Annotated in this window: 11 protein-coding genes; 2 read left to right on the forward strand and 9 right to left on the reverse strand. The window is 52.5% G+C overall.

The window, feature by feature from the left end; translation table 11 throughout:
* The gene (locus tag KO116_RS06370) at positions 1 to 726 is read left to right on the forward strand and encodes a 3'-5' exonuclease (RefSeq protein WP_035558861.1); all 726 of its coding nucleotides are present in this window, start codon (positions 1 to 3) and stop codon (positions 724 to 726) included.
* Positions 727 to 796: 70 nt separating this feature from the next.
* Here the strand turns inward: KO116_RS06370 and KO116_RS06375 are convergent, their stop codons facing one another.
* From KO116_RS06375 to KO116_RS06390, 4 genes are all read right to left on the reverse strand, one after another.
* Positions 797 to 2,437: a BCCT family transporter gene (locus KO116_RS06375; protein ID WP_035558858.1), complete on the reverse strand. Its 1,641-nt coding sequence runs from the start codon at positions 2,435 to 2,437 to the stop codon at positions 797 to 799.
* A 220-nt stretch (positions 2,438 to 2,657) separates the two neighbouring features.
* Positions 2,658 to 3,533, reverse strand: coding sequence for a glycine betaine ABC transporter substrate-binding protein (locus tag KO116_RS06380; RefSeq protein ID WP_035558855.1), 876 nt, complete (start codon positions 3,531 to 3,533; stop codon positions 2,658 to 2,660).
* 140 nt (positions 3,534 to 3,673) lie between these two features.
* Positions 3,674 to 4,501 carry an ABC transporter permease gene (locus KO116_RS06385; RefSeq protein ID WP_035558852.1) on the reverse strand — a complete coding sequence of 276 codons (828 nt, stop codon included), beginning with the start codon at positions 4,499 to 4,501 and terminating at the stop codon, positions 3,674 to 3,676.
* A complete protein-coding gene (locus tag KO116_RS06390) occupies positions 4,501 to 5,703 on the reverse strand; it encodes a quaternary amine ABC transporter ATP-binding protein (RefSeq protein WP_035558849.1) in 1,203 nt (400 codons plus the stop codon). The genes KO116_RS06385 and KO116_RS06390 overlap by 1 nt, the downstream gene beginning before the upstream one ends.
* A gap of 418 nt (positions 5,704 to 6,121) precedes the next feature.
* On the opposite strand from KO116_RS06390, the gene KO116_RS06395 reads away from it, so the two are divergent.
* Positions 6,122 to 6,619, forward strand: coding sequence for a hypothetical protein (locus KO116_RS06395; protein WP_082072555.1), 498 nt, complete (start codon positions 6,122 to 6,124; stop codon positions 6,617 to 6,619).
* Positions 6,620 to 6,782: 163 nt separating this feature from the next.
* Here the strand turns inward: KO116_RS06395 and KO116_RS06400 are convergent, their stop codons facing one another.
* The 5 genes from KO116_RS06400 to KO116_RS06420 all read right to left on the reverse strand — a co-directional run bounded on the left by KO116_RS06400 (position 6,783) and on the right by KO116_RS06420 (position 12,895).
* Positions 6,783 to 8,183 (reverse strand): sigma-54-dependent transcriptional regulator, encoded by a 1,401-nt coding sequence (locus KO116_RS06400; RefSeq protein WP_035558842.1) that lies wholly within the window; start codon positions 8,181 to 8,183, stop codon positions 6,783 to 6,785.
* Positions 8,184 to 8,194: 11 nt separating this feature from the next.
* Positions 8,195 to 9,640: a sensor histidine kinase gene (locus KO116_RS06405; RefSeq protein WP_035558838.1), complete on the reverse strand. Its 1,446-nt coding sequence runs from the start codon at positions 9,638 to 9,640 to the stop codon at positions 8,195 to 8,197.
* Between the two features lie 52 nt (positions 9,641 to 9,692).
* A complete protein-coding gene (locus KO116_RS06410) occupies positions 9,693 to 10,889 on the reverse strand; it encodes a PQQ-dependent sugar dehydrogenase (RefSeq protein WP_035558835.1) in 1,197 nt (398 codons plus the stop codon).
* Between the two features lie 130 nt (positions 10,890 to 11,019).
* Complete coding sequence (locus KO116_RS06415) at positions 11,020 to 11,895, reverse strand: AEC family transporter (RefSeq protein WP_035558832.1); 876 nt, start codon at positions 11,893 to 11,895, stop codon at positions 11,020 to 11,022.
* Between the two features lie 85 nt (positions 11,896 to 11,980).
* On the reverse strand, positions 11,981 to 12,895 hold the full coding sequence (locus tag KO116_RS06420) for a LysR family transcriptional regulator (RefSeq protein WP_035558829.1): 915 nt from the start codon (positions 12,893 to 12,895) through the stop codon (positions 11,981 to 11,983).
* Positions 12,896 to 12,899: the final 4 nt, after the last annotated feature.

Here is a 12,899-nt window from a genome sequence, read left to right on the forward strand (position 1 = left end):
ATGTTTGGAATACGACCACGTCAGAAAATCACTCAGGCTGACTGGGCTGGCTATATGGCCCAGCGGGCTCAGCAAGCCGACAGTTCGGCGATCCAACAGTTTTTTAGTACCCCGCTGCCTGATCCGGAAACCCCGATTGCCGAGGTGCCCATGGTGGCACTTGATATGGAAACCACCGGGCTAGATGAGCGGCGCCATGCCATTGTCAGTATTGGTCTTGTGCCGTTTACCCTTAATCGCATTAAGCTTGCCGAGCGGCGCTACTGGGTGGTGAATCCTTCGCGGCCGCTGGCGGAAGCCTCGATTGCCTATCATCACATTACCCACTCGGAGATTGCCCAGGCGCCAGATTTAGAAGTGATATTGGATGAGGTGTTAGCGGCGTTAGCGGGTCGATTAGTCGTCGTTCACTTCCGCAATATCGAGCGGCCTTTTTTAGATGCCGCTGTCAAAGCTCGCCGTGGGGAAGGGGTGCTGTTTCCGATGATCGATACCATGTCGCTGGAGGCGCGGCTCCATCGCCAAACGCTTTGGGCGCGCTTTCGTCGCTGGTTGGGTCGCCCACCGGTTTCGATACGGTTGCACGCTAGCCGCGAACGCTATGGTTTGCCCGCTTATCAAGGACATCATGCCCTGGTGGATGCGTTGGCCACCGCAGAGCTATTGCAGGCGCAAATTGCTACCCATTACCGGCCCCACACACCCTTAAAAGACATTTGGTGTTAAAGGTTATCAACAAAAAAACGGGCAACCCAGTGGGTTGCCCGTTTGCTTTACGGAGTATGTATCCGAAGGCTTAAACCGCTTTTGGCTCGCTCATCAACCCCTTGATAATGGCATAGCAGGCCACTAGCAATATGATGGTGAACGGGAAACCGGTGGATACGGCCATGGTCTGTAGTGCCGTTAGACCACCACCTAATAGCAGTGCAATGGCAATCGCGCCTTCGATGATCGCCCAAAACACGCGCTGTGGTTTCGGTGCATCGACCTTACCGCCCGCGGTAATCGAATCGATAACCAGCGAGCCGGAGTCAGAGGAGGTCACAAAGAAAATAATCACCAGTATGATCGCAATGAACGAGGTGATTTGTGATAGCGGCAGCTGCTCCAGCATGACGAACAGCTGTAGATCCACTCCAGCGTCACGCACGGCTTCAATGCCCTGGCTCACATATTGATCAATGGCGGTTCCGCCGAAGGTGGTCATCCATAGCACCGACACGAAAAAGGGCACCAGCATAACGGATATCAGGAATTCGCGAACGGTGCGGCCACGGGATACCCGGGCGATAAACATGCCGACGTACGGGGACCAGGAGATCCACCATGCCCAATAAAAGGCCGTCCAGCCTTGGCTAAAGTTGGCATCTTCACGGCCGAAGGGGTTAGACAGCGCAGGTAGGTGCACCGCATAGTTCCACAGGTTTTCAAAGAAGCCGGTGGCAATCAACAGAGTAGGGCCGACTGCAATCACAAAGAACAGCAGGGCTGCCGCCATGGCGATGTTGATTTTTGAGAGTAGCTGAACACCTTTATCGACGCCCGCTAGAATCGAGCCGATGGCGATAATCGTAATACCAACGATCAACAGGATCATGGTGATATCGCTTTCTGGCGCGTCAAACAAGTAGGTAAGACCCGCCGCGGCCTGGGTAGCGCCTAGGCCCAATGAGGTAGCCAGGCCAAACAACGTTGCAAACACAGCCAAAATATCAATCACATGGCCTGGCCAGCCCCAGACGCGTTCACCTAAAATCGGGTAAAACACCGAACGCATAGAGAGCGGCAAACCCTTATTGAATGAGAACAGCGCTAGCGAAAGCGCCACTACCGCGTAAATTGCCCAAGGGTGCAGGCCCCAGTGAAAGATGGTTGCGGCCATAGCTAACGCTTCAGCACCGGCAGCATCACCTTCCGCACCTGCAAGCGGCGCCCAACTGCCGCCGTCAAAGGATGTGCCAAAGTGCGTCAGCGGTTCATTAACGCCGAAGAACATCAGGCCAATGCCCATGCCTGCGGCAAACAGCATTGAAAACCAACCTATATAGGTAAAATCAGGTTTGGCATCGGCGCCACCAATACGGATTTTACCTAATGGGGAGAAAATCAGACCAATACATAAAATGACGAATATATTCGCCGCTAATATAAAGAACCATGCCAAATTTCCGGTCAAGAAACCGAAAATAGCGTCATAAATAGGGGCGATGGTGTCTTGCAGTGCCAGCGTCAGTACTACAAACAACAGCACCACAACCGCCGATATGCTAAATACCTTGCCGTGCAAGTCAAGATTAAGACCCATAGCATTCGTGGTGATGTTGTCTTGACCGATGACATAATCGGTATCGATCAGATTCGCCGCGCCATCTGGGGCGGGTATGCCCTCAGTGACCGGCTCTTCAGGGGGACGTTTATCATCGTGGTTATCCACAGAAGCCTCTCTATTTCGAGCAAGAAGTGTCGATCAAAAATGTTGAATAGAAACCCGAATGTGGCCATCAACCAACATTACATGGCTCGCGTTAAGGCGCTCACAATAGCAAATCTGTTAAGACAGCCTTCAACGTAGTATGAACCTATTCGCTAAAACATTGCGTTTATAACGACAACAGAGGGCCGAAGCCCCCCGTTATAGTTACTGCACAGGTCGTTTAGCTATCGAGCCACTGCTCAACTACGTCCTGATTATCTTCAACCCACTGCTTCGCGTTCTCGTAGGGGTCGCTGCCATCTTCTTGGTTCATCAGCATGACTTCCCCCATCTGCTCTGGCGTCCATTCAAAAGCATCGAGAATGGCATAGGCTTCCGGCATGTCATCTTCCAGGCCTTCGCGAACCGCAGTATGGATCTGCTCTGCGCCACCGTAGACGTTTTCAGGGTCTTCTAGGTATTTGAGGTCAAAGCGGGCGAACATCCAGTGAGGTGTCCAACCAGTAACAACAACATCTTCTTCGTTATTAATAGCACTCGACAGCGCTGCCGTCATCGTAGCGCCACTACCGCTACGCAGTTCCAGCTCAAGGTCATAGGTATCCACAACCTTTTCGGACAGCGACATTAAGCCTGCGCCGGGGTCAATGCCGATGATCTCGTTATTAAAGCTGTCAGCGTTATCGTTAAGATCAGCAATGGAGTCGACGTCGGTGTACTCAGGTACAACGAGGCCTAGCTTGGTGCCGTCCAGATTGGGGCCCAGATCTTCTATGCTATCACCCAAGCGTTCCATGTAATCGGCGTGAGTGGTCGGCAGCCAAGCGGCAACGATCGCATCCGCATCGCCAGAAGAGAGCGCTTGGAACATGGCAGCAGCCGAAAGCGAGGTTAGATCAACCTCATAGCCTGCTTGCTCAAGAACCGCGGCAACCACGTTGGTGGAAGCAACTTCAGATGACCACTCGACGTAGGCCAGGTTAACGGTGCCTTTCTCTTCCTCGGCTTGCGCTGCACTGCTGATAGCGACGCCTGTACCGGCTAACAGTGCCAGTGAAGCAATACGGATACGGAGGTTCAATGTGCGATGTTTCATTCACTTTCTCCCTTGGGTATACATTTATTGATGTGTCAATCTGCTGCCAAACACAGCATGGTTAGCCAGAAGCGACTTAGCAAGCGGTTGGCTCAACACAGTCGCTTTTGCCGTTTTGCTTAGTTGATGCGTTTTCCCGATTATCGGGTCTTTCTCAGTGACTGCGTCAAGCGGTCAAGCAGCATGGCTAGAATAACCACTGCTATGCCCGCTTCAAAACCATCGCCAGGACGCAGGCGTTGAATAGCGCGCCATACTTCGCTGCCCAAACCATCCGCACCAATCATGGCGGCGATCACCACCATCGAGAGCGCCAACATAATGGTCTGGTTGATACCCGCCATTACCGTGGGTAGTGATAGCGGTAGTTGCACTTTAAACAGTTTCTGGCCACGGGTGGCGCCGTAGGCATCGGCGGCCTCGATTAGCTCCACCGGCACTTGACGAATGCCCAGCGTGGTAAAGCGAATAGCGGGGGGCATCGAGAAGATCACCGTCGCAAAAATCGCCGAGACCGAGCCAATCCCAAAAAACGGAATAGCCGGAATCAAATAGACGAACGCGGGCATGGTCTGCATAAAGTCCAGAATCGGCATAATCACCCGGTAAAGCCGATTAGACAGCGCCGCCGCAATGCCGACCGGTAGCGCGATAACGATCGCCACCAGGGTGGCAAACACCACCAGCGTAAGCGTTTCAATCATGGGCTCCCACAGGCCCAGGTTCCAAATTAATGCTAAGCCCGCGATGGCCCCAATAGCTAAGCGAGTGCCGCCTAACCGCCAACATAGCAGGGCAATCAGGCCTAGCAGCGCCCATTCAGGTAGCCAAAAAAGGCTACTGTTTAAAGTATCAATGCCGGTTTGGGTAAAGCGGGAAATGCCGCGGGTAACCATGGAGAATTCGCTGGTCAACCAAGTTAGGCCGCTTTCAATCCAATCACCTAGCGGGATGCGTGGGATCTCCATTATTGCTCTCCTGCTCGTGCCAGTTCATCAAGTACTGCGCCTTTTACCACCACGCCAAGCAGTTGCTCTTGCTGATCAATCACGGCAATAGGGAAGCTCTTTTCACTAAACATGGCAAACAGGTTATGCAGCGGCTCATCCATAGGGACTTTGCGGAAATCTTGAGTTAAATAGGGAATGATTGAATCAGACCCTTCTTCAATCGCGCGGCTAGCGGCATCCACTTCCAGCAGGCCGAGCAGACGACGGTCGCGATCAACGACATAGATAGAGTCGATAGCATGGTCACGCATACGGTGTAACGCCGTACGCGGCCCATCGCTTTCGCGGGCGGTGGAGCGCAGAGGCCGCATGGCGCTTTCAGCGGTCAGAATACGTGACCGATCAACCCCTTCGATAAAGCGCCGCACGTAGTCATCCGCAGGTTTAGTCAGAATTTCTTCCGGCGTGCCGATCTGCACCACTTCACCATCTTTCAGCAGCACGATGCGATCGCCAATGTTGAGCGCCTCATCCAGGTCATGGGTAATGAAGACGGTAGTCTTTTGCATTTTGGATTGCAGTTGCAAAAGCTCTTGCTGCATGTCTTTACGAATCAGCGGGTCGAGTGCGGAGAAGGCTTCATCCATTAACAGCACGGTGGCATCGTTGGCCAACGCACGGGCTAGGCCAACGCGCTGCTGCATGCCGCCGGAAAGTTGATTGGGGTAGGCGTCTTCCCAGCCCTCTAAGCCAACCTGTTTCAGCGAGTCATGAGCAATCTTGTGTCGCTCTGCTTTCTCTACGCCGCGAATTTCCAAACCGAACTCGGCGTTTTGCTGCACAGTGCGGTGAGGAAATAGCGCGAAATTCTGAAACACCATAGAGAAGTGGCGGCGACGGCACTCCAGCAACGCTTTCTCTTTCAGCGTCGGAATATTTTCACCGTCGATGACGATCTCACCTTCGGTCGTTTCAATCAGGCGGTTAAGGCAACGAATCAACGTCGACTTGCCCGACCCTGAAAGCCCCATGATAACCAGCAGTTCGCCTTCATAGACATCAAACGAAATATTCGATAGCCCCAGCGTCTGGCCTGTTTTCTCCAGAATTTCTGGACGCTTCATTCCCTGGTTACGTAGCTCGATTGCTTTTTGAGGGTGCTTGCCAAAGACTTTGCTTAAGCCGCGCACTTTAATTTTGACGGGTCGTGTCTCGTCCATCGGCGGTGCCTTTTTGTTGAGCAGAATGAATGTGCATTGATGGCAGCATTAGCCGCGGCACAATGTCATTCATAAAAGAAAAGATAACTTGTGTTGGTTAATTTATTAATAATTATTATACATAGGTAGGGCCTGTGTGTCACAACGGCTCGCTCAACGGGGCAATTAACGCTACATGTGTCATTTTTTACCCACCTGATTTCGAGTAGCTGCTGTCGATGCTGATATTTATTATTATTTAAAGTTATGATTTTAAAGTTTTTATTTTATTTATGCGGAAGTTGGCACATTAAATGAATGTGCTTAATAAGCGTGTCACAATTTGTATAAGACAAATTTTCATTTAACCAAGTAAACGTTTTATTAATTGCATGTTGCAGAGTAGAGATTAACGGTCTCATCAATGGAGGTGGGTATTATGGATAATCAACATGACCAAATTGAAAGTCAGCAAGCTACCAAGCGCCCACGTTGGTTAACGCTGTGCATGATGGCAACCGCAGCAAGTGTCATCGTATTGGCTGGTTGCGGTGATAATGAAGAGCCGGCGACACCCACGGAAGAGCCTTCTCCGTTGGAGCAAGACCCTACCGCTGAGCCTGAGCCGGATATGAGTGAAGAGCCTGCTGCAATGGAGCAGGATCCAGGTCTTGAAGAGAATTCAGGTTCAGAAGGGTCTATGACGCAAAGTACAGGCGCTGAATCTGAAGCGCCTATGTCTGAAGAGAGCATGCCTGAAGAGAGCATGTCAGAAGAGAACATGCCTGAAGACACAATGGATGAACCCGCCACGGGGACAATGGACCCCGAAGAAGATGAAGCGGGTTTCGGTGAAGGCACTGACCCGATGCCGGGAGACAGTGAAGATTCAGATGCCACCCCAGATGACGATGATGAGGAAACCAGTAATCAGTAATAGCTAGTCATTATTAATTGTTAGTGTACCGCTCCCTACGATGGTAAATCGCATCAGCTGTCTGTTCCCTGCGGCTGCTCCAAACGGTTTGCCATCCTTTTCGCCCCCGCGCCCGCGGGGGTTTTTTTAATCCTGTTTTAATCAGCTAGTAGGGGTAAGTCAATTACTCTTCATTATCTTCAAGGCGGCGGTAGAGTGTTCTACGTGCGATACCCAGCACCTCTGCCGTGCGGCGCTTATTGCCCCCTGTGGCTTCCAAGACTTTGTTAATATAACGTTTTTCGACTTCTTCCAAGCTGGGCCAGCGAATCGGCGGCGGCACAGGCAGTTGGCCTCCCGCGAGCAGTTCGCCACTGACTGAAGGCACCAGAGGCGTGCCGGTTTCAACCGTTGATTTTTCCCGCAGGCGCTCGGGTAAATCCTTGTGGCTAAGTGAGCCATCTTCGCTCAGGGTAACGCCGCGCATAATGGCGTTTTCCAATTCGCGAACGTTGCCGGGGTAGGCGTAATTAAGCAAACTATTGAGTGCTTCGGGTTCGATTTGCTCAATCTGCTTGCCCTGTGCCTCAGAGTGCTTATCGATAAGGGCAAACACAAGATGCTCGATATCGGTGTCGCGTTCACGCAGCGGCGGAATGCGCAGTGAAAAAGTTTCCAACCGGTAAAAAAGGTCGCTACGGAAGTTACCTTGTTCTATCTCTTTTTCTAGATTGCGATGGGTCGCAGCGATGATGCGCACATCCACCGGCTCTTCGCGCTCGCCACCCACTGGCCGCACGGTTTTCTCCTGAAGGGCACGCAATAATTTAGCCTGCAGATTAATCGGCATTTCACCAATTTCATCTAAGAACAGGCTGCCGCCCTGGGCGCTTTGAAATAGTCCTTTGCGCGCTTCGCTAGCGCCGGTAAAAGCGCCTTTTACATGGCCAAAGAACTCACTTTCCATCAAGTCGGCGGGAATGCTCGCGCAGTTAACCGGTACGAAGGGTTGGTCGTCACGCGGGCTTTCCTGATGAATGGCGCGAGCAAGTAGCTCTTTACCCGTGCCGCTTTCACCTAATATCAGGATGGGAGCGTCGCTCTTGGCAAGGCGGGAGGCATCATGAAACAGCGCCTGCATGACCTGACTTTTACCCACAATGCCGTGGAAGTGACTGATCTCTGAATCATGCGAAACTGCTAAACGCTGCCGTTCAAGCACACGAAAAACGGCCTCCCGAATAGCATCCAAATCGAGTGGTTTGGTTAAAAAATCGTCAGCCCCGAGTTTTAATGCCTCGACCGCCTGATCAATGGTACCAAAGGCGGTAATCACGATAATGCCCAACTCACTGCCCGTTTGGCGGAGTTGCTGAAGTAACTGTATGCCTGTCATACCCGGCAAACGTACGTCGGTGATTACCAGCGAGACGGTGGTGTGGCTCAATAAGGCAATAGCTTCTTCAGCGCTAGGGACACCCAGCGTGGTATAGCCTGCATCCTGCAGTTCTTCCTCTAATAACTCACGTATAGCGGCGTCATCTTCCACCACCAATAAAGGTAAAAGGTGTTCCTGATGGGTCACAAACGTTGTCCTCACGCGGATACGGTTTCACTAAGGGGTAGTGTAATTTCAAAACCAGCGCCACCAAGGACGCTGTCAAACACGCCGATCGTGCCGCCGTGGTCGTTAATAATGCGATGTACCATAGAGAGCCCCAAACCACTGCCTTGGCCGACGGGTTTGGTGGTAAAAAATGGATCGAACACTTTATGATGATGGGAGTCGGGTATGCCCGGGCCATCATCTTCTACCCACAGTATTAATTCATGTTCTTGCTGTTGGGCTCGAACCCTGATGCGGCTTACTTCGGGCGCTTGCGCCGCATTTCTGAGTAAATTGGTCAGCACCTGAATAAGCTGCTGACCATTAGCGATTAAGTTGGGTATCGGTGACGGTAATTCAATGTCTAGACGAATGTTGCGTGGTTCAAGCTCCTCTTCAACCAAATCGCTGGCACTTATAATAAGCTGGTCGAGTGCTAACTCGCCTTTCTCTACGTTATGTTGACGGCCTAATTCCATCAATTGACGCACAATTTCGACGATGCGTTCCACTTCGCCGCGAATGCGGCCTAGCCTTGCGCGTTCGTCATCACCAATCACATCGCGGCGAGCCAGGCGTTGAGCTTGGCCATTGATTACCGTTAGCGGTGCACCTATTTCGTGGGCAACCCCCGCTGCAAGAACGCCTAGTTCGGCTAGTTTTTTCGATTTGCGTAGACGCTTTTCAAGCTCTATTTCACGCCGCTGGCGGTCTTCGATTTCTTGGTCTTTCTCTGCCATCGCGTCCAGCATGCCATTTAACCCAGAGGCGAGGTGGCGATATTCGGTAGGGCCGTCTTCGGTGGCGCGCTGGCTGCGGTCACCATCTTCCACCAGCAACATTACGTGCAGCAGTCGATTAAGCGGGCGCTCGATATGGCGGCGAAACCCCCACCAGATACTAAATACAATCCCTGCAGCGCCGACCACAAAGACCAACACGGCCACAATGCTGATAAAGCCAGTATAGCTCTCAATGCCGGTATTGAGTCGGTTAACCTGCAGCACGCCATACACAGTGCCATCTTGTGAGCGCAGGGGTGTCAGCGCAGAGTAGTAATTCCAGCCATCGTGCTGTCGATAGTTGCTATATAAATCATCGCGCTCAATGACTTGCTGAATTTCTTCCCGGCTGAAAATGTCTTTGCCAAGGCCTAGACCGTAAATGTCGCGCCCGTCGGTATCGAATACATAGGCGCCATAAATGCGGTGGAACGAAAACGCCGATTGTAGCGCTTCTTCGAGCGGGGTGCTGCTGTCCGGCGTGACCGCGTAACTCAGCGAAGAGCTCAGCGTGCGGGTAATAATCTCTACTTCCGTTTGTAGCTTTGAGCGTACGTTATCCTCAAGCGATTTAATGGCGACTAAGCTAAACACCACTAGGACGACGAAAAGCGGCACAATTACCGTTAAAATTATTAAATTGCGTAGTCGCATGCGGTGCTCATAATGGTGTTAATACATTTAATATCTGCAAGTGCGTGAGGCGTTACTGATTCGTTGGCACCAAGCGATAAAGGCCACCCTGAGGGGCATCGGTAAGCAGATAGATAGCATCGTCCGGGCCTTGGCGAACATCACGAATACGACCAATGTCACCATTAAGAATCAGCTCCTCTTCGGCTACGTTACCATTCTCTAAGCGCAAGCGAAGTAGCTTTTCACTGCCGAGACCGCCAGCCAATAAATTACCTTTCCACTCGCCAAACGCGTCGCTAGTCACTTCTGCAAGCCCGGCGGGTGCAAAGCGTCCTTCAAACACATATACCGGGTTCACCATGCCGGGCAGCGAGTCTTCGCCAATCGGTTCATTGGTGGCGTAGTCATTGCCCTGACTAACGTCCGGCCAGCCATAGTTATTGCCTGCTTCGATATGGTTAAGCTCGTCGCCGGTTCGCGGGCCGTGTTCGGACACCCAAGCTTGGCCGTTACTCATCACGGTCATGCCCTGAATATTACGGTTACCCATGGTATAAATTTCGTCCAGTGTGGCGTCGTCGTCTACAAAGGGGTTGTCATCAGGCACGCCGCCGGTGGCGGTAAGGCGCAATGTTGAGCCAGCGTGGTCATCGCTAGCTTGGGCGCGAGGCGGCTCGCTACCGCGGTCGCCAATGCTCATTAGCAGCGTACCATCAGGTAGCCAAGCGAGTCGCGAGCCATAATGGCGGCCAGGCCCAGAGGCGCGATGCTGTTCAAATAGTTGTTCTACTTCACCCAATTCGTCGCCCAGCCATTGTACGCGTGATAGCGCCGAGCGTGTGTTATTGCCATCGGGCTTGCTCCAGGTGAAATAAATCCAGTCGTTGTCACCCGCGCCATTGCCCCCTTTGAAATCAGGGTGCAAAACGATATCTAACAGGCCGCCTTGGCCCTGAGTGCTGACGTCTGGCATACCTTCCAGGGAGCGTGTTTCGCCACTTTCGGGGTCAACAAGCGTCAGTTGCCCGCTGCGTTCACTGACTAGCGAGCGGCCATCGGGTAAAAATGCAATCGCCCAGGGGTGTTCAAAACCCTCGGCGATACGCTCAATAGAAAGGGTTAAATGCTCGGTTTCAAGCGACGTCTGAATCACTTCTGCGTTCGCGTTGCTCATCGTAGCCGCCAGTATTGCCCCGCTAATCACCGCTACTCGAATCCCCGGCGCCAACCAGTGGCGGGTAGAGTGACTCTTATTGGCATAGTGCATAGCGTGCCCTCTGTGATGTTAATGCCCGTTATCATTAGTACCCGTTATTAATAACAGTCTAGCAGTGACTCTTCACTCACGTCGGGGTTCCGCTAAGAGTGCTTAAACGGCGTTATTGATAAAATCGGGCTTACATGAGTATGGCGAGTAGCACCGGTATATAAACCAACGCTAGCAGCGTTGAGCAGAACACCAGGCTGGCAACATAGACAGGTTCGCGCTGAGCGCGTTGCGCAAATAAATAGTTAAATACCGCCACGGGCATACACATCTGTACCACTAAAATGCTTTGTGCCAAGGGTGGGAGGCCCACCCAGCCCGCAATAAACCAAGCCGCCACGGCGGCGAGAGGGATGCGCACCAAGCTAAACCCCAGCCCCGAGCGCAGGTTTTTAACCTGAATACTGGCCAGTGATACGCCAAGAGTAATCAACATTAGTGGTACCGTGAACCCAGACATTAAATCTACTGTATTCGCCAACCAAGGCGGTAGCGAGGTACCGGTCAGTAACAGCGCCATAGAAATAAGAATGGCGTAAACGGTCGGTGTTTTAACAAGGGTTTTGAGCGGATTGCCTTGGCTGTTAAGCGCAGCGCCTAAGGTAAACTGAAATAGCGATACGGTGACCATGACCGTGATGCCGTAGGCAAAACCTGCACTCCCAAACGCGTAAAGCACCACGGGTAAGCCCATATTGCCGGTATTGGGGTACATCATCGGTGCCAGCAATACCCGCCAGCTGCGCCGCAACAGTTTTGCCACCAAAAAAGTCGCGCCCCCCATGGTAAGAATCACCAACGCGGCGGCAAGCATCGTTTGGCCAAAGGTGGCTGCATCAATGTCGGCACCCGCCAGGGATGCCAATACCAGCGAAGGGGTGCCGATGTTAAATACTAGCCGCGTGATGAAGTCGACCGGGTAGGGATGGCCTAAGCGGATCCATAAAAAGCCAAGTCCTGCCCCGGCAAGCACGGGCGCCATAACGGCAAAAAGTTCGGCAAGCATTACTTTCCTTGGCAATCAGCGGTTTGTTAGCAGCCTATTGTCGTTAATGAGCGGGCTAGCTGGCAAGGTAAACACTCGAATTACCCTAAACAGTAGCGGTTGAGGTACGCCATTGGGCGGGCACTTGGCTACGTAAAAACTCCAATAGCGCGTGGGTGCGTCGGGATTGATGGCCATAAGCGTACAGCAGCGTGATCGGTAGGGAGACTGGCTCCCAGCCGGGTAGGCAGTTAATTAACTCGCCGGGATGATGCTGCTCCCGCTTTGCGGTTAACCAGTGAGCGAGCAGGCCGATGCCCTGACTACGAGCGATGGCATCAATATGCAGAGCGGTAAGGTCCACACGCAGCCGCGAGCGGGGCGGATCAAACGTGTAATCGCCATGTTCAGAATGAGACAGCAGCAGCCCATTCGAGGCCGAGCCCAACAGGTCGATCCACGCATGCTGAGTAAGCTCATCGGGGTGCTTAGGCATCCCAGCGGTCTCTAAATAGCGAGGGCTTGCATATAACCCGCGGGTTAAATACCCCAGCCGTTCCTGATTAAGCCCACACTCATGGGTTGGCCCTAGCCACACATGCACACTGTTGCTGTGCATTTTCGTCGGTGGCATTTCACGGGTTTGAAGCGTTAGCTCTACCTTTGGATGTCGATTTAAAAACGCATCGATAGCGCTAGCTAGCCAGCTACGGGCTAAAGCGCCATGCACCTCAAGGGTTATTTCACCGCTGATCTCCTCGCGCAGTTCAGCCAGCGCCTCCTGGCTATGGGCCGCCATCGCTAAAAGCTCGGTACAGTAATTGTGGAAAAGCAGTCCCGCTTCGGTTGGTATTAAGCGGTTGGCTTGCCGCCGTAGCAAGGGTTGATTGAGCCGGGTTTCCAATTGGCTGATGCGTCGGCTCAAGGTCGACTTGGCCAAGCCAAGTTTTTGCGCACTGCGGGTCAAGCTGCCCGTGGTCATCACATCAGCAAAGGCAGTGAGTTCATCGAAGTCATACATGATC

Origin of the sequence: Halomonas sp. KO116, from assembly GCF_000734975.2 — a bacterium.
In the GTDB taxonomy this organism is placed as follows: domain Bacteria; phylum Pseudomonadota; class Gammaproteobacteria; order Pseudomonadales; family Halomonadaceae; genus Vreelandella; species Vreelandella glaciei.